Here is an 18,139-nt window from a genome sequence, read left to right as displayed (position 1 = left end):
TTTTACTTTAATGATTCAAAATATTGCTTCAAAACATCCGCATTATTACATTCCGAAGTCATTACTTCCAGAATTTTCGGTTTCGGATTAGACTTGAAAAAATTAAGTAAGACGCGGTCAAGAGAGATTTCATCTTCAACCCGAGTATAATCAAAGCCAAAATTCTTGGCTAATAATTCTGCATTTCTGTGGTGTTGCGTGGCGATAAACTCGTCCAAGGCATTCGTTCCGCTTGGTCCGGGAATAATTTTGAAAATATTGCCTTCACCGTTATTAAAAATCACAATTCTCGTGTAAGGCGGAATATACTGATTCCAAAGCCCGTTGATATCATAGAAAAACGACAAATCGCCGGTTATCAGAATCGTTGGTTCGTCTTCCATCATCGCAAATCCCATTGCTGTAGAAGTACAGCCATCGATTCCGCTGGTTCCGCGATTACAAAACACGTCATATTTCTGATATTCAAATAATTGTGCATATCGAATTGCCGAAGAGTTAGAGAAGTGAATCCGGTAATTTTCCGGAATATGATTGGACAATTGATTAAACAAATAGAAATCCGAGAAAGGAGCTTTGTTCAGATATTCTTCGTGTTTGGCGTCTTTTTTATCTTTCAGAACGTCCCAAAGATTGAAAAACGTTCTGGGTTCCAGATTGATAGATTTCAGTAATTTGGAAAAGAAAATTTCCGGTTTGGTTTCAATCTTTTGACTTAGAACAAAATAAGTATCTGGCTGCCAGTATTCATCTATATGCCAGTGTTGTTTTGGTTTCGCTTTTCTCAGGAATTGCTTCACTCTTTTGGAAACCACATTCTGTCCAATGGTGATTAATAGATCGGGTGCATAAATGTGATAATCTTCTTCAGAAAAATCAGTAATGTAACGATCGATATGAGCAAAAAACTTATCGTGCTGAAGATTGGAATTCATTTCTGTTAAAATAACAACAGTGTGATTCTTAACTAATTGCGATAGTTGTGTTTCCAATTCTGGATTTGGATCTAAGGTTCCTGTCAGAATCATAATTCGTTTCGAAGTGTTCCAGTCCGCGATCAGATTCGAGGGAAGTTCATAATTTTTTTTCTGAATCGTTTTTTCAACGTCAGGCATTACAGGCAACTCGTCCAACAAATTGTAAAGAGGCTCTGTTAAAGGGATATTGATGTGAACAGGGCCTTTTTTTTCAATGCACAATTCAACTGCTTTTTTGATGGTTTCAAAATTATAATCATCAGCGTCATCCTTTTCATCTTCCAGTAATTCGAAATCGCCGTAAGAATGTTGCTGGAAAATATTTTTCTGACGAATGGTTTGTCCGTCGAATAAATCCACAAAATCCGCCGGTCTGTCTGCTGTCAGAACCAAAAGCGGTACATTCTGATAAAAGGCTTCCACAACAGCAGGATAATAATTGGTTGCTGCTGAACCGCTAGTACAAGTAATTGCAACAGGCTTTTTAATCGATTTTGAAATTCCCAAACCGACAAAAGCCGCCGCTCTTTCGTCCACAATACTGTAGCATTGGAACGCATCAATCTCAGAAAAATGAATCGCCAAAGGTGCGTTTCTGGAACCCGGGGAAATGATGATTTTGTCGATTCCGTATTGTTCAAGAATATGAGCGAGAATCTGGATGCTTCGTTTTGCGGAATATTGCTTCATTTGGGAAAATTACTGAGAAATAAATCAGATTGCAAATTTAATCAAAAGACTTGTTTTATTTTATCGCAAAGGAGGAAAATTATAGACACCCGATAGATTTTAAGTCGCAAAGGTTGTATTGTGATTTTAATTTTGCGACTTTGCGGTAAAAACACCTAAAACAATCGCAATTGCTGAGTCTTGCTTCCTGTAAAATGCTCTGTTGTCAAAATTGCTCTTACACAATTATTAAAAAACTTCTTCTTTCCGATTTCAAATGTTTTATGAATCATTTCAGCAATATTGCCTTCGCCTTGGTAGCGCTGGAAAAATCGTTTTTCACCAAGATTTCCGCCTCGCATGGAGCGGATGAGGTTCAGAACTTTGTCTTTTCTGTCTGGGAAATTCGCTTCCAGCCATTGGATGAAAACGGGTTCAACTGTATCATTTAGTCTAACCAGAGTGTAACCGCAGCTTCTTGCGCCGGCATCGGAGACGGATTTCATTATAAAAAGGCTTTCCTCACTTGTCAATCCGGGAATGACGGGCGCAATCATCACATTCACAGGAATATTTTTACCGGATAAAACTTCAATGGCCTTCAGTTTATTTTTTGCAGTAGAAGTTCTGGGTTCCATCACACGTCTCAAATCTTCATTAAGTGTCGGAATGCTCATATTGACAGCAATCAGATTTTTCTCTGCCATTTTTTCGAGAATGTCCAGATCTCTTAGGATCAAAGCGTTTTTTGTTATAATAGAAACAGGATTCCTGTAATCCAGACAAATCTGCAGCAGCTTTCTGGTGATTTTAAATTGTCTTTCAATCGGTTGGTAACAATCTGTATTTCCGGAAAGCATAATGGGTTTCGGAACATAAGATTTCTTCTGGAAGGTTTTTTCCAAAAGTTCCGGTGCATTTTTCTTGACCATTAATTTTCTTTCAAAATCGATTCCGGCACTGTAACCCCAAAATTCGTGCGTTGGCCTTGCAAAACAATAGGAACAGCCGTGCTCGCAGCCTTGATAAGGATTCATCGAATAATCCATTGAGAGATCCGGACTCTTCACAATATTGATTATTGTCTTCGGAAAAACTTCTGTAACCTGAGTCTTGATTTTGTCCATTTCATAGTCTTCCGGCTCGAAGGTATATCTGTCGAACCGGTTGGTGACGTTGCGCTGTGCACCCTGACCTTTTGGAATTAAATCTGACATAAGTTGATGAAAACTAATGCAAAGGCACAAATAAAAATGATTAATTAATCTGTTTTTAAGCCGCAAAGTTTTGCGTCTTAATGAGGTTAATTAGGAAATGAACTTTCCGTCTTTGCAATAAAATGATTGAATTTCTGTTTCAAAATTATCACTTGAAAAATGAAAACTATCTTAAAATTCCGTAAAGTTTTCCACAAAAAATCCGGCTCGTAAGAACCGGAAATATATATAATTATTGAATTTGGTGCTAAAGAAAGGCGTCCAATTCTACACCATCATTTGGATTAGCGTAAGCTTTTCTCGGTGAACCGAATAACAGATGATGGTCAGAATAATCGCTGTTATAAACTTTATTCTTAAAGTATTTTCTGGCCGCAATCACACTCAGAACAGCGGCTGTCCCAAATATTCCTGCAAATATAATTTCGATACTATTCTTCATAAAGACAATTTTTGTCAAAACAAATAAGCAAATAGCGTTCCTTTTTATGTCTGGAGATATTTTTACAGTTCAGCCTTGTTTTTTTACAGTTCAGTAAATAATTATTGTTTACCTTCTGGCATTGAAATAATTTTGAACCAGGAAATCAAGCTATGAACAAAAAACCTTTAACAACACTAACTTGGATAACGCTCGGTTCGTCCATCTTTTTTTTCACTTTTTTCTCTGAGGAAAAAACGTTGGAAAGCTTCGGATACAACCTGTTGATTTCTTCTATATATGCATTTAGCTTGGGCTTGAGTAATGGTTATTTAAATGATTTTCTAAATAAGAAACTCTCCTGGACGGAACAAACCCGACTGAGAACGATTCTGGGAATTATAGCAACCATTATAGTCAATTTTATAGTCGTATATGCCTGTAATTATGTCAACTATGTTATAATCCAAAAAGTGGCTTCCACAGAAGATTTTTTATCCGGAAAGTATGATTTTACCACTTGGTTTATGATCAACTTTGCCTTGATGATTTCAGCTTTTCTTCATGCCAAAGGCTTTATGGAAGAATTAAAAAAGAATACGAAAAAAGAGGTGGTGGAACAAAAGCTGATTGCAAAATCAGCCAACGCCCAATTCGAATCGCTTAAGAATCAACTGGATCCTCATTTTCTTTTCAATTCTCTTAATGTCTTAACCGCTTTGATTGATGAAAATCCAGAACAGGCACAGAAATTCACGACATCGATGTCGAAGATTTACCGTTATGTTCTGGAACAGAAAGATAAAGAAATGGTAAAAGTGGAGGATGAGATAGAATTTGCGAAAATCTACTGCAACCTTCTGAAAACCAGATTTGAAGATAGTGTTGATTTCACTTTTAATATCAATTCTGATGATTTGCAAAAAATGGTTGTTCCACTTTCATTGCAATTATTATTAGAAAACTGCATCAAACATAATTTCGCAACATCTGGCAGACCTTTAAATATCAGAATCTTCACGGAGGGCAGATTTCTTTGCATCGAGAATAATCTCCAGGTGAGAGAGCAACTGACAGAAAGTGCCGGAATCGGTTTGTCAAACATCGTCCAGCGTTATGCATTGCTTACAAAAGAGAATGTTTTCATAGAAAAATCAGAACACAATTTTAAAGTTAAAGTTCCAATATTAATAAAAAAAGATACGCATCAAATGACAACTTACACAGCACAATCCACAGAAAACATGGCTTACGAGAAAGCCGTAAAAAGAGTAAAAGAACTGAAGGGATTTTACGGAAACCTGATCTCATATTGCATTGTGATTCCGTTTTTGGCCATCATCAACCTCATCACTTCACCAAAAGAAATTTGGTTTTACTGGCCGATGCTGGGATGGGGAATAGGAATCCTGGCTCACGGAATGAACACTTTTGCCATCGGTAAAAACTGGGAAGAAAAGAAGATCCAGGAAATAATGAACAATCAGAAATAATTTAAAAATCAATCATAATGGAAAATATAAATAAAGAAAATCCACGTTACGCAATAGCCGTGGAAAGGGTACAAAAAATCAAAAAATTTTACACAGGACTTTTGGTTTTCGCCATCGTATTTGGAGTAATTTACGGAATCAAATATTTCAAACACGGTTTCCCACAAAATCTTGGAGAGATGCAGATTTCCTGGGTTTTTATCGTCTGGGGATTGATTCTTGTCATTAAAGGCATCAAGTTGTTTTTCTTAAATTCTGATTGGGAAAATGATATGATTAACAAAGAAATCAAAAAACAAAACAATGGAAATTATTAATGATCGGGATAATATCAAGTATCTCGAAGCCAGGAAAAGGGTGAAAAGACTCAAAGGTTTTTATACCCATGTGGCGATTTATGTCCTTGTAAACCTGCTGATTGTATTTATTAATTATCAGGATTTAAAACCGGGCGAAAGTTATTTTCAACCTAAAAATTTCATGACTCTATTTTTTTGGGGAATAGGTTTGATAGCGCACGGGTTGAGTATTTTTGTTCCGCAATTTATTTTAGGAAGAAATTGGGAAGAGAGAAAAATTCGGCAATTGATGGATAAAGAAAAATAATATTTTCCTAAATTTCGATTCAATAAAAAAGAAACTGTTTAAAATGATAAGAACGATAATCATCGAAGATGAAAAACCTGCAGTCAGAAGGCTTGAAAAATTGTTAGGTTTATTCTCTGACTTAGAAGTAGTTGCAAGCCTTAATTCTGTGGAAGAAGCAGTAGGTTGGTTTCAGGAAAATGAACATCCGCAACTCATTTTTTCGGATATCGTTTTAGGCGACGGATTATCGTTTGATATCTTTGATAAAGTTTCAACCAAAGCTTTTATCATTTATACCACAGCCTTTGACCAATATACTTTGAAAGCTTTCAAACTCAACAGCATAGACTATCTTCTGAAGCCGATTGAAGAAGAAGATCTTGCAAAAGCCATTGAGAAGTTTAAATCATTTCTGCCGGAAGAAGGAACAGTTAATTCTCAGGAAATCAGACAAATTGTTCGGAAAGAAAAATCGACGCTTTCCAGAATTTTGGTCAAGATCGGCTATAATCTTAAAGTCGTTTCTATCAATGAAGTCAGTTGTTTCTACAGCGAGAATAAAATCGTTTACCTTCAAACCAAAGAACGAAATTATCCCACAGATTTCACTTTAGATGAACTGGAAAATGTTTTAGACGAAACCAAATTTTTCCGTGTCAATAGACAGTTTATCATCAGTTCGGATTACATTAAAAACATCCATACTTCCCCAAATTACAAAGTCGATTTGGATTTCCAGCCGAATGAAGAGATTACGGTAAGTAGAGAACGAGTGAAGGATTTTAAAGATTGGCTAATTAAATCGTAATAAATTTTATAAATTTGTCAACAGTCAAAAACTAATTCATGAAAAAACTATACTTTCTGCTGACTTTTATGTCAGTATTTATTTATTCACAAAATCAAATCAACTGGGAGGTTCTAAGCCCAAAGCCAACATACAATTCAGGAAAGGATTTACATTTTATTAATGAAATGCAAGGTTTCTTTTTAACAGGAAAGGAGCTAATCGAGACAAAAGATGGTGGTACAAATTGGACGGTCAATAAAAACTTTACTTACGCCAACAGTTTCGATTTACTAAATGATGTGGGAATTGTTGCTCAAAACTTTTGTCAGGTATCAATCACTAAGGATCGAGCTTCTACTTGGCAAACTCAAACTTTGGGAGCACAGGATAATCTGATATATGCAAAGGTTTTTGATAATGATAATTTTGTTGTCGCTTCGAAAAATAAAATCTATTCTACAGTAGATGGCGGCACAACATGGATTACAAAAACGTTTAATATAAGCGCAGCAAATATCGTTTACTTTACCAATAAAAATACTGGTTTTGTGGGCACTACAAATGGAAGTATTTTTAAAACGACAGACGGCGGAAATTCTTGGTCACAAAAAATTTCGAGCAATACTATTCCATCAGATTACTTTACTATGTATTTTTATAATACACAGATTGGTTATGCAGTGCAAGGACATGGAAATGTCATGAAAACTGTGGATGCTGGAGAAACTTGGTTAAAAATCTCAAATCCCAGCGAAAATATTTTTGCCATACAGTTTCTTTCCGAAAGCATTGGTTATGCTGTGGGAGAATATGGGGTGGTATATAAAACAACAGATGGGGGAATTACTTGGCAAACTCGTCTTTTTCAGAATGGGTATATCTATGGAACGTCAATGTTTGGTTTGCACTTCTTCAATGAAGACAAAGGGTTCATTGTTGGTTCTGCAGGAAGAATTCTTAGAACAGATAATGGAGGTTTCAATTGGACACAGTATTCACCATTTTATTCAAGTGTAAACTCTTTAGAGATTACAGAAAATAGTATTTTCGCAAAAGTTGGACTTGATATATTTAAGACTTCTGATTCCGGAGGAAACTGGTCGAAACTTAGTAGACCAGATGATTTACAGCCTACATCGGTTCAGCCTTATGCTAGAGATGTGAAATTTGTTTCGGATAATATAGGATATATAATTGGTGGTAAATATAACACCGAGTCCAACCTTTATAAAACTACCGATGGAGGAATTTCTTGGACCAAGAAAAAGAATTTTTCTGCCTCTGGATTAACTGGTTTTGATTTTTTAAACGAAAATTTTGGAATTATTTGTGGTGGGCAAGGAACGATGACTTATGGTTTGTACAAAACTACAGATGGTGGTGAGACTTGGGTGGAATTAAATGGTCAATATAGCTTTCGTTCTATCAAAATTTTTAGTGAACAAATCATCTATGCAGCCAGTTACAGTCATCTTTACAAAAGTTCTGATGGGGGATTATCTTGGAATTTATTGTTTACTTATGACAACCAAGAGATTGCTGATTTCTTTTTTTTAGATGAGAATAACGGATTTTTAATTGGCGATCCGGATGTAAATTTGAACAGAACTGTAGATGGTGGTGTAACTTGGATAAGGGAACAAATACCTTATGAATGGTATAAACAAATTAAATTTTTAAATAAGAATGTAGGGGTTTTAATAGATGAAGAAGGGCAAATAAATGTCTCGTATGACGGAGGTAGAACCTGGAAATATGACGGCAATCATTATTCTTTTAACTCATTGAAAATTGTAAATAACAAAATTTATATTACCGGAGAAGGTGGCAGAATTTTAAGAGGAAATTTTTTAAACGTACCACAAAATGTAGTAGTAACAAAGCCGGTTGTTGAATACTTTAATGACAGGGCAAAACTTAAGGGATCAGTAGCGAATAACGGAGTAGAAGAACTCACAGATATAAAATTTGAAATTAGTACAACACAGTTTTTTGCGCAACCCTTTTATATTGAAGCGAATCTTTCCCAAGTTTCTTCTAATGATTCGAAAGATATTATTGGTGCAGTCTCAGGTTTGCAACCTAACCAAAAATATTATGTGCGACTTACCGCAAAAAGGAACGGGTTAAAAATCAATGGGAATACTGAAAACTTTACTACTACTGAAAATTTCACACTAAATATATCGACTCCAATGATTTATGGTGATGCCTCAAAGGTTAAACTTGAGGGATTAGCAACAGCAAACGGTGATGATTTATTAGATTTGGTTTTTGAATACGGACTAACGGAAACAGATTTTTCCAATCAGGTAGTTTCTGTGCCAAATGAGGTATTAAAGGAATCTGGACAAAAAACATTGACTGGAAATTTGGTAAATTTATTACCTGCGACAAAATATTATGCTCGAATTAAAGGGCATTATAAAGGAAGCGCGGTTTATAGCAACACCATTTCATTTACTACGAATCAGGAATTTAGTTTTTCTATATCTAATGAGATTGCGAATGAAAAAATATTTTTAAATGCTTTTGTAGATGCATACTATAAAGATATTACTGAATTGAAATTTGAGTACGGCACCTTAGATTTTGAAAATAGTGTTGCTGCTTCACCTGATAATGTTGTTGCTTTATCAAACAAACAGGTTAATGCTTCAATCAATATTTCTTCAATAGATCCTAACAGACCATATTATTATCGTCTAAGTGGAAAAACTAACGGGAGAATTGTTTATAGTGAAAACTCAATATTTACAACTAGTCCTACCACTCCAATTCTTATTAAAGATTCTGTAGTTCCGATAGACAATACCTCAGTGAAAATGAAAGGATTGGTATATGCTGGTCAAAAGTTTCTAACATCAGTAAAATTTGAATATGGCTTAACTCCCGATTTGGGATCTTTGTCGCCAGTTGTTCTAAATTATGTTTATGGAAACGCTGTTCAGCCAATTGAATTTACTTTATCTGGACTCGATATCAACAAGATTTATTATTACAAAATTTCTGCGATGGATGGGTCTGAGAAAATTTATTCGGAACTATATAGTTTCAGAATAAGCGAAATGTTAGGTGTCCAAGAAGATTCATTCACTAAGATTAAAATTTATCCAAATCCTGTGATTGATTTCCTGCATTTTGATTCTCAGGATAAAATTAAAGAAGTTAAAATATTCGATAGTAATGGGCGATTAATTAAAATGCTATCTCTTTTAAATAATAGTAGTGTTGATGTTACATCTCTCACTACCGGAATATATTATCTGGAAGCTGAAACTGATACGAAATCGCAAAGATTCAAGATAATTAAGAGATAAAAAAAGTAATCCGCTTCAATTTTGAGGCGGATTATTTTATTTGTACAGCATAAATATGAAATCTAATCTCGCTTAACTAATCACCCCACTTCCAATCAATTCATCATCAATATACCAAGCAGCAAACTGCCCTTCGGCAATCGCAGATTGAGGATTTTCAAATTCCATATAAAATCCATCTTCGAACTGATAAATGGTTGCTTTTTCCAAAGTTTGTCTGTAACGGATTCTTGCCATTACTTCCATAGATTCGCCAACTTTTAATCTCAAATCTTCCCGAACCCAATGAACTTCAGAATTATCTATTTTTAAAGCTTTGCGGAAAAGTCCAGGGAAATTTCTGCCTTCGCCAACAAAAATAATATTGTTTTCCATTTCTCTGGAAATGATGAAGCAAGATTCCTTATGACCTCCAATTCCTAAACCTTTACTTTGACCAATCGTAAAAAACTGCGCCCCCTGATGCTTACCAATCACTTTTCCATCTTCTCTTTTATAATTGATTTTTGCCGACAAATATTCCAATTCTTTCTGTTTTGAATTGAAAGTTGGCTGAGGTTTATGATATTCTGCAAAATCATTGAAAATTTCTACAATTTCGCCTTCTTTCGGAACTAATTGCTGTTGCAAAAAGGTAGGCAAACTTACTTTTCCAATGAAACAAAGTCCTTGCGAATCCTTCTTGTCTGCGGTTACCAAACCTTGTTCTTTCGCAATTTCACGAACTTCAGGTTTTGTTAATTCCCCAATCGGAAACAAGGCTTTTGACAATTGGTCTTGACTCAACTGACAAAGGAAATAACTTTGGTCTTTATTATTATCTTTTCCTGCCAAAAGGTGGAAAATCTCCTTCCCATTTTCATCAAAAGTCGAGGTAACGCGCGCGTAATGTCCGGTTGCAACTTTCTCAGCACCAAGCGATAAAGCCGTTTTCATAAACACGTCAAATTTCACTTCTCGGTTACAAAGCACATCGGGATTCGGCGTTCTGCCTTTCTGATATTCCTCAAACATATAATCCACAATTCTCTCTTTGTAGAGCTCGCTCATATCGATAACCTGAAACGGAATTCCTAATTTTTGTGCGACGAGAAGCGCATCATTACTGTCTTCTATCCAGGGACACTCGTCCTCCAAAGTTACCGACGCATCATTCCAGTTGCGCATAAAAAGTCCGATAACCTCGTGACCCTGCTGTTGCAAAAGATAAGCGGTCACGCTAGAATCTACACCTCCGGAAAGGCCTACTACTATTTTCATGTGATTTCAATTTTACGAAACTCTTGACGGGAGTTCTTAGTTTGATGCTGCAAAAATACGATTAAAATATTCGCCAAAAAACCATAATTTTAGACATTGAGAAAATCGATAGTGTGAGATAAGGTATAATTAATTTTAATTTGGGCAACTATTCCGCCTTCCACTCCCGCTATTTTTTGCCATCGCTTTTCCAGCCACAAAAAATGAGCTCCGTTCAAGTCGGGTTGCAAGAGATTCGGTTTTCCAAATTCGAGTGATAAATTAAACTCAAATATTATGAAAAAACATTTCACTTTACTATTGATGCACATTAGCTTTTGGTCATTCGCGCAAATTGCAATGAGTTCTGGAAATCAAAATAGCCGTTGGACTTTTGGAGGTGGTTTAGGAGTTGGATTCGGGAGTGATTCTTATTTCAATCTGCAAGTTTCCCCGAGAGTAGGTTACAAAATCACAGACCAATTGGAAGGAGGTCTTTCCGGCAATGTTTCCTGGCAGTCATCCAATTTCTATAAATCGACGATGTTTGGTTTCGGACCATTTGCCAATTATTATTTTGGGCGTTCATTTTTTATTGGAGCTAATCTTCAGCAATATTTCATTAACTCAACTGAGAAATACAGTAATTATAAATTCAGCACAGATGAAACAGCGCTTTATTTAGGAGGCGGTTATATGCAAAATGTAGGTAATAATGCCTTTGTTCAGATCGGGTTGATGTACAATGTGCTTTGGAAAGAGAACAGAAGTATTTTTAGCAGCGGTTTTGTTCCGAGCGTTGGCTTTGTAGTAGGTTTATAAAAGTTCATCGTAAAAAATAAAAAAACCACCTGATTCAGGTGGTTTTTAATTAAATCTATTTCACACTTTCTTTCGTTCCTTTTTCTTTTTGAGGTTTTCCGATAAGTCCGTCTTTCAGTTCATTCACTTCCAGAATAACTTTTTCGCCTTCACCAAATTGTTTGTTTACCAGCATCTCTGCAAGCAAATCCTCAATGTATTTTTGGATAGCACGTTTCAGAGGTCTTGCACCGAAATCTTTGTCCCAACCTTTTTCTGCTATGAAATCTTTGGCTTCATCAGTCAGTTCAACTTTGTAGCCTAATTTTTCAAGTCTGCTGTAAAGCTTTCCTAACTCAAGATCGATGATTCTTCTGATATCGGTCTGCTCAAGAGAATTGAAGATAATAATGTCATCAATCCTGTTCAGGAATTCTGGTGCAAATGCCTTCTTCAGTGCACTTTCAATCGTGGATCTTGCTCTTGCGTCAGAATTCGTTTTCTTAGCACTGGTTCCAAATCCGACACCATCTCCGAAATCTTTCAGATCTCTGGTTCCTATATTAGAGGTAAGTATAATAATGGTATTTCTGAAATCAATTTTTCTGCCTAATGAATCCGTAACGTGACCCTCATCCAGAATCTGTAATAAAATATTGAAGACATCAGGATGTGCTTTCTCGATCTCGTCCAAAAGAACAACTGCATAAGGTTTTCTTCGCACGGCTTCAGTCAGCTGTCCGCCTTCTTCGTATCCAACATATCCCGGAGGCGCACCAACCAATCTTGACACTGCGAATTTTTCCATGTATTCACTCATGTCAATTCTGATCAACGCTTCATCGGAATCGAATAATTCACGAGCCATTACTTTCGCTAATTCGGTTTTACCAACACCTGTCGTTCCGAGGAAGATAAAAGTTCCGATTGGACGGTTCGGATCTTTCAGTCCGGCTCTGTTTCTTTGGATGGCTTTCACCACTTTCTTAACAGCATCTTCCTGACCGATCACTTTGCCATTAAGTTTTTCGTCCATCTGGGCCAGTTTATCCAGTTCGTTTTTACCAACTTTGGTTACAGGGACACCACTCATCATAGACACCACTTCCGCAACATTTTCCTCGGTCACTTCTTCTTTTTTCTCCTTCACATCTTTGTCCCATTGTTCCTGAGCGATGTTGAGTTCGATTTGTAGTCTTTCCTCTTCATCTTTCAGTTTTCTGGCTTCCAGGTAATCCTGAGCTTTCACAGCTTGTTGCTTGAGTTCTTTAACCTCTTCGATGCGCTTTTCGTGATCGATGATTTCTGTAGGCACTTTCATATTTTTGATATAAACTCTGGATCCTGCTTCGTCCATCGCATCAATCGCTTTGTCCGGTAAGAATCTGTCTGTTATATATCTTGCTGTTAAATTAACACAGGCATTAATGGCTTCATCAGAATAATGAACATTGTGATGATCTTCATATTTATCCTTGATCTGATGCAGGATCTGAATAGTTTCTTCAATAGAAGTCGGCTCAACCATTACTTTCTGGAATCTTCTTTCCAAAGCGCCATCTTTCTCAATGTACTGTCGGTATTCGTCCAATGTCGTTGCACCGATGCATTGGATTTCTCCTCTTGCCAAAGCAGGTTTGAACATGTTAGAGGCATCCAGGCTTCCTGTTGAACTTCCCGCACCAACAATCGTATGTAGCTCATCAATGAAAAGAATGACGTCTCTGTTTTTCTCCAATTCCGTCATAATCGCTTTCATTCTTTCCTCAAATTGTCCACGGTATTTAGTTCCGGCAACTAGACTTGCTAGATCCAGCGTAATCACTCTTTTACCATAAAGAACCCGGGAAACTTTTTTCTGCTGAATCCTCAAAGCCAAACCTTCTGCAATTGCAGATTTACCAACCCCGGGTTCACCGATCAAAAGAGGATTGTTCTTTTTTCTTCTGGATAAAATCTGAGAAACTCTTTCAATCTCTTTTTCACGGCCAATGACCGGATCCAATTTTCCATCTCTTGCAAGAGACGTCAAATCCCGGCCGAAATTGTCTAAAGTGGGTGTTTTACTTTTCTGTGCGCCAAGATTTCCAGTTGGTTTTTTCATCTGGCTGTATGGCTCTTCCTTCTCCTCATCGTCATCATAAGCGCTGTTCTGTGGTAGCTGATCGGTGTTTTTCAACATCGTTCTGTATGCTTTCTGCACCGCATCATAATCGATATCGTAGGCCTGCAGAATGCTTGAGCTTGGATCTTCTTGTTTATACAAGATTCCCAGCAAAAGATGCACCGTGTTGATATCTGCAGATTGGTACTGGCGGCATTCCAGTTCTGATCTTTTTACAGCCTGATCGGCCATTTTTGTAAAAGAAATACTTCCCATGTTGGATGTGAAAGGGTTAGAGTTCACAGCACTCAGGGTTTCTATTTTTCGCTTTATTTGGGTGAGGTCTGCGCTAAGATTTTCTAAAATCTCTTTTGCAGAATTTTCAGTTTTGATAATTCCTAAAAGGAAATGTTCAGTATTCAGAAACTCACTCTGCAAACGCCTTGCTTCATTCTTGCTTTGCTTGAACACGCGGTTCAAACCGTCTGAAAATTTATAATCCATAATTAAAAATATTCACTAAGTTATGTTTTTTATGAATAATCCTACAATAATTAATTGTAAAATTTACAAAGTTTATTTGCAAATTAATTGCCAATTGAAAAAAACGGACTTTCTGACTTGATTTTTTTATAAACTTAAAAATGTTTAGGTTTGTAGTCCTCAAAAATTAAACTATGAACAATTGGGCAGAATATGTGGGTTATATTGCATCGGCTTTTGTGGTCGGCAGTTTTTTATTAAAACAGATAAAAACAATCAGGTTGGTGAATCTGGTGGGCTGTATCTGTTTTGTGATATACGGTATCTATAGCGGAATGCTTTGGCCAATTATCATTCCAAACGCAATATTAGCGGTTGTTCAGGTTTACCATCTCATTAAGAACGATTAACTGATGAAAGTTATTGTAAGTGTTTTTAATAATCTGCATACCGACCAGCGCGTGGAAAAGGTTTGCAAAACACTTTATGATAACGGTTATCATCCAGTTCTGATCGGAAATAACTGGATGGGTACACCTGATATGGAAAGACCTTATCCATTCTTCCGAATCGATCTGCAATCCAGAAAAACACGGTTCGCTTATATCGAATTCCAGCGGAAACTTTATAATGAACTTAAGAAATATGCTGACAATAAGACCATTTTGTTGGCTAATGACCTGGAAACAATAGTGCCAAATTATCTGATTTCTAAAAAATTAGGGATTCCGCTGGTTTTTGACAGCCACGAGATTTTTACCGAGATGCCAACAATACAGGGTAGATGGGTAAAAAAAATATGGAAAACTATTGAAAAGACTTTCGTTCCGAAAATAAAAAGAATGATCACTGCAAGCGATTCCTACGCAGATTGGTTTGTGAAGGAATATAGGATCAAAAGACCGGTTGTGGTAAAAAATCTTCCGAGAAAATTAAAATTCGAAGGGACAAGTGAAAATTTTAAAAAAATAATTCTCTACCAGGGCTGGCTCAATTATTCACGAGGCGTTGATAAAGCGATTCTGGCAATGCAGTTTATTGAAAATGCAGAGCTGTGGATCGCAGGATGTGGACCGGCGGAAGCAGATTATCACAAAATCGCAGATGAAAATCAGCTGAATCATAAAGTCCGGTTTATGGGAAAACTTTCTCCGGATGAACTTCGGAAAATTACCCCGAAAGCAGATGTCGGAATAAGTATCGAGGAAAATAACGGCTTGAGTTATTACTATTCTCTTCCGAATAAAATCTCAGATTATATCCAGGCCAGAGTTCCGGTTGTTGTTTCCGATTTTCCTGAAATGAAAAAAATTGTCAGCACTTTTGGCGTAGGAGAAATTATTGAAAATCATTCTCCGGAACATCTTGCTGAGAAGCTGAAAATAGTCTTGGGAAAGGGAAAAGCGGCATATCTACACCAACTGAATGTGGCTGCGGATGAACTCTGTTGGGAAAATGAAGAAAACAAAATTCTGATCATTTTTTCCGATGCAGGTAAAGAGATTTTTTAAAGAATTAACTTTCCTGATATTCTGATATCTAAACAAAAACTTTGTATAGTTTTTGATTAAGAATCCAATATAATATTCAAAATGAGAACATTAATTATAATGATGGGCGCTTTTTTTGCAATGCTCAGCTGCAGCTCACAGGTCTATCTGGATCCGCAAACACTGGCTTCTGCTATTGAAAGTAAAGAGTTTGACTTCAATGCAACCAAAGCATTCCCGATGGGAAATGATGCTATAAATGTGATGAATTCTTTACCTGGTTCTAATGCGAACAGAATTATGAATCTCGATCCCGGCTATGGTTTCAATCTGAAAAAAAATCTGTTAAGTGTCTATTTGCCATATTTTGGCAGAGCTTTTAATATTAGTCCTGCAGATGTGAACAATGGCGGAATCAAGTTAGAGTCCAAGGACTTTACGGTTAGTCAAAAGGCAACCAAAAAAGGAAATACCCTTTTTGTAATCACGCCGAGGGATGCGAAAGAAAATTATGTTTTCAATCTGGAAATTTTCAAGAACGGAAGTGCGTTTCTTTCAGTAAGTTCCAATAACAGGCAACCCATTAGCTTTGATGGAAATGTTTCTGTGGCTAAGTAATTTAATTTCCTAATAGTTTTTTAACAAAATCACTGGCCTCGGAACTTGGATTATACAAAAGTTCTGAAGCATTTTTTTTATGCTCCTGAAAAGAGTCTTTCAAGAGATGGTCATTTTTAGCTTTCTCAAGGATATATTCTTTTACCCAAAATTCAAACCGTTTCTGAGCCTGATTTTTTCTGGTTTCTAAAAAGGTTCTGTTTTTAGTTTTCAGAGAAATATAGTCCTCTATTTTATTAAAAATTTCATCGAGTCCGTTTTGTTCTAAAGCTGAACCGAGAATCACCGGGATTTTCCAGTCTTTTTCTTTCGGCGTTATGAATTGTAAAGCTCTTGTCAATTCCGTTTTCGTCATTTTTGCTTTAGAAAGATTCTCGGAGTTGACTTTATTGATGAAAATCAGATCTGCCATTTCCATTATGCCGCGTTTGATACCTTGCAGTTCGTCGCCGGTACCAATGATTTTTAAAAAAAGAAAAACATCCGTAATGTCATTGACTAAGGTTTCACTTTGACCAACGCCAACAGTTTCTATCAAGATATAATTAAAACCTGCCGCTTCGCAGATCAGAAGACTTTCAAAAGTGGTGTTGGCGATTCCGCCCAAAAATCCTGAGCTAGGACTTGGGCGGATAAACGCATTCGGGTCTTTTGCCAGTTCTTCCATCCTGGTTTTATCACCGAGAATGCTTCCTTTGTTGATAGATGAGCTTGGGTCAATGGCCAGAACAGCTACTTTTTTACCTTGCTCAATGGCATATTTTCCAAAACTTTCTATGAAGGTTGATTTTCCTGCGCCTGGAACGCCAGTAATGCCAATCCGAACAGATTTTCCTGTGGAAGGTAAAATTTCTTTCAGGAGTTTATCTGCCAGTTCCCGATGTTCTGGTTTTTTACTTTCAACAAGCGTAATGGCCTTCCCAAGAATCCTTTTGTCAGACGCTTTGATCCCTGCGATGTAATCGTCTAAGCCGAATTGTTTTGCCATTTTTCTGAATTTGGAATTGTTACAAATTAGTGACCAGCGTTATAAGCTGACAACAAATTAATTATTTTTGATAAAAACAAATTCAAAAATAATGAAAAAATACATATATACTTTGTGTCTTCTTGGTGTTATCGTTTATTCCTGTAAAACGCAACAAGCAACAAAAACCGCAGCAGAAGCCACAGTTGTAACTGCAAATCCCAACAATGAGGAAATGTTAAAAGGTGAAGTCTTGTACAATCAGCGTTGCGGAAGATGCCACGATTTGCCAAAACCGTCGGACTTAACAGTAGAACACTGGAAACCCATTATGGCATCCATGGCACCAAAAGCAAAACTATCTGCTGAAGAAACCAACTGGGTTTTGGCGTATGTGAATGCGAATGCGAAGAATTAATTATCTTTTCCAATTATGTCTAAAGAAAAATAATTTTCCATTGGATCCTCACCTTCATTTAGGTTAAGAGCTATTATACTATTATCGGTCATGGCTGAAATTGATTTGTAATAGTATAAATTTTCAAAGTCTAAATCATCATCGAGTCCGCTAAATATTTCCATATTTGATATTCGTGGAAAGTCATCATCTTCATTATTATAAAACTTGACATTGGCAAAATTTTTAAAATTTTCCAGGGATAAAAATCGAAACGTATCAGGAAAAAAATCATGCAATAGCAATGTGATTTCTTTTGCTTCCTGTAATGTTAAGTTGGTTTTGATAAGGAAACATTTTCCGTCGATAAATTTAAAAATGGGATCAGGTTTTTCAATTCCAAAGAGATTTAAAGAGCCATTTTTTAAACTCGCATCTAAGGTTGGGAATGGAAAGCCATCTTTTATAGAAGGTTCGGTCTCAAGTAAAACCAATAGGTCTTGAAGCTCTGTTAAGGTTTTTTTTAAAAAGGTTTCTGGTGTTAGTGCTTTTTTCATCATTTAAT

General features: G+C 36.4%; 17 protein-coding genes. 10 read left to right on the top strand and 7 right to left on the bottom strand.

All coding sequences use genetic code 11. From position 1 onward, the window contains the following. Positions 1-2: 2 nt before the first annotated feature. The 3 genes from menD to BUA97_RS07025 form a co-directional block, all read right to left on the bottom strand. The gene (gene menD / locus BUA97_RS07035) at positions 3-1,667 is read right to left on the bottom strand and encodes a 2-succinyl-5-enolpyruvyl-6-hydroxy-3-cyclohexene-1-carboxylic-acid synthase (protein WP_072997087.1); all 1,665 of its coding nucleotides are present in this window, start codon (positions 1,665-1,667) and stop codon (positions 3-5) included. A gap of 155 nt (positions 1,668-1,822) precedes the next feature. Then, the gene (locus tag BUA97_RS07030) at positions 1,823-2,863 is read right to left on the bottom strand and encodes a PA0069 family radical SAM protein (protein WP_072997086.1); all 1,041 of its coding nucleotides are present in this window, start codon (positions 2,861-2,863) and stop codon (positions 1,823-1,825) included. Between the two features lie 247 nt (positions 2,864-3,110). Then, complete coding sequence (locus tag BUA97_RS07025; RefSeq protein ID WP_072997085.1) at positions 3,111-3,305, bottom strand: hypothetical protein; 195 nt, start codon at positions 3,303-3,305, stop codon at positions 3,111-3,113. Between the two features lie 152 nt (positions 3,306-3,457). Here BUA97_RS07025 and BUA97_RS07020 point away from each other — a divergent pair, with 152 nt between their 5' ends. The 5 genes from BUA97_RS07020 to BUA97_RS07000 are packed head-to-tail and all read left to right on the top strand — an operon-like array spanning position 3,458 to position 9,475. After that, positions 3,458-4,777, top strand: a complete 1,320-nt coding sequence (locus BUA97_RS07020) for a 2TM domain-containing protein (protein WP_072997084.1) — start codon at positions 3,458-3,460, stop codon at positions 4,775-4,777. 17 nt (positions 4,778-4,794) lie between these two features. After that, complete coding sequence (locus tag BUA97_RS07015) at positions 4,795-5,094, top strand: 2TM domain-containing protein (RefSeq protein ID WP_072997083.1); 300 nt, start codon at positions 4,795-4,797, stop codon at positions 5,092-5,094. Next, positions 5,081-5,383 carry a 2TM domain-containing protein gene (locus BUA97_RS07010; protein ID WP_072997082.1) on the top strand — a complete coding sequence of 101 codons (303 nt, stop codon included), beginning with the start codon at positions 5,081-5,083 and terminating at the stop codon, positions 5,381-5,383. The genes BUA97_RS07015 and BUA97_RS07010 overlap by 14 nt, the downstream gene beginning before the upstream one ends. A 43-nt stretch (positions 5,384-5,426) precedes the next feature. Then, positions 5,427-6,173 carry a LytR/AlgR family response regulator transcription factor gene (locus BUA97_RS07005; RefSeq protein ID WP_084081268.1) on the top strand — a complete coding sequence of 249 codons (747 nt, stop codon included), beginning with the start codon at positions 5,427-5,429 and terminating at the stop codon, positions 6,171-6,173. Positions 6,174-6,211: 38 nt separating this feature from the next. Continuing rightward, the gene (locus BUA97_RS07000; RefSeq protein WP_072997081.1) at positions 6,212-9,475 is read left to right on the top strand and encodes a YCF48-related protein; all 3,264 of its coding nucleotides are present in this window, start codon (positions 6,212-6,214) and stop codon (positions 9,473-9,475) included. A 72-nt stretch (positions 9,476-9,547) separates the two neighbouring features. Here the strand turns inward: BUA97_RS07000 and mnmA are convergent, their stop codons facing one another. Further along, positions 9,548-10,735: a tRNA 2-thiouridine(34) synthase MnmA gene (gene mnmA / locus BUA97_RS06995; RefSeq protein WP_072997080.1), complete on the bottom strand. Its 1,188-nt coding sequence runs from the start codon at positions 10,733-10,735 to the stop codon at positions 9,548-9,550. A gap of 276 nt (positions 10,736-11,011) precedes the next feature. Between mnmA and BUA97_RS06985 the strand changes: the two genes are divergently transcribed. Then, positions 11,012-11,536, top strand: a complete 525-nt coding sequence (locus tag BUA97_RS06985) for a hypothetical protein (protein ID WP_072997078.1) — start codon at positions 11,012-11,014, stop codon at positions 11,534-11,536. Between the two features lie 55 nt (positions 11,537-11,591). On the opposite strand, the gene BUA97_RS06980 is transcribed toward BUA97_RS06985, so the two are convergent. Beyond that, positions 11,592-14,123: an ATP-dependent Clp protease ATP-binding subunit gene (locus BUA97_RS06980; RefSeq protein ID WP_072997077.1), complete on the bottom strand. Its 2,532-nt coding sequence runs from the start codon at positions 14,121-14,123 to the stop codon at positions 11,592-11,594. Positions 14,124-14,296: 173 nt separating this feature from the next. On the opposite strand from BUA97_RS06980, the gene BUA97_RS06975 reads away from it, so the two are divergent. The 3 genes from BUA97_RS06975 to BUA97_RS06965 all read left to right on the top strand — a co-directional run bounded on the left by BUA97_RS06975 (position 14,297) and on the right by BUA97_RS06965 (position 16,210). Next, positions 14,297-14,512 (top strand): uroporphyrinogen decarboxylase, encoded by a 216-nt coding sequence (locus BUA97_RS06975; protein WP_072997076.1) that lies wholly within the window; start codon positions 14,297-14,299, stop codon positions 14,510-14,512. Positions 14,513-14,515: 3 nt separating this feature from the next. Beyond that, positions 14,516-15,613 (top strand): glycosyltransferase, encoded by a 1,098-nt coding sequence (locus BUA97_RS06970; RefSeq protein ID WP_072997075.1) that lies wholly within the window; start codon positions 14,516-14,518, stop codon positions 15,611-15,613. A gap of 81 nt (positions 15,614-15,694) precedes the next feature. Then, positions 15,695-16,210: a DUF4251 domain-containing protein gene (locus BUA97_RS06965; RefSeq protein ID WP_084081267.1), complete on the top strand. Its 516-nt coding sequence runs from the start codon at positions 15,695-15,697 to the stop codon at positions 16,208-16,210. A 1-nt stretch (position 16,211) separates the two neighbouring features. Here the strand turns inward: BUA97_RS06965 and meaB are convergent, their stop codons facing one another. Further along, entirely contained in the window at positions 16,212-17,198 is a 987-nt protein-coding gene (gene meaB, locus BUA97_RS06960) for a methylmalonyl Co-A mutase-associated GTPase MeaB (RefSeq protein ID WP_072997073.1), read from the bottom strand. A 91-nt stretch (positions 17,199-17,289) separates the two neighbouring features. Between meaB and BUA97_RS06955 the strand changes: the two genes are divergently transcribed. After that, the gene (locus tag BUA97_RS06955) at positions 17,290-17,595 is read left to right on the top strand and encodes a cytochrome c (protein ID WP_072997072.1); all 306 of its coding nucleotides are present in this window, start codon (positions 17,290-17,292) and stop codon (positions 17,593-17,595) included. Here the strand turns inward: BUA97_RS06955 and BUA97_RS06950 are convergent. Continuing rightward, on the bottom strand, positions 17,592-18,134 hold the full coding sequence (locus BUA97_RS06950) for a hypothetical protein (RefSeq protein ID WP_072997071.1): 543 nt from the start codon (positions 18,132-18,134) through the stop codon (positions 17,592-17,594). The two genes, BUA97_RS06955 and BUA97_RS06950, sit on opposite strands and share 4 nt — an antisense overlap. Between the last annotated feature and the right edge of the window lie 5 nt (positions 18,135-18,139).

The organism is Epilithonimonas mollis, assembly GCF_900142325.1.
GTDB lineage: Bacteria > Bacteroidota > Bacteroidia > Flavobacteriales > Weeksellaceae > Epilithonimonas > Epilithonimonas mollis.
The sequence above is the reverse complement of the archived record's forward strand: the minus strand, read 5'-3'. Positions and strand labels throughout refer to the sequence as shown.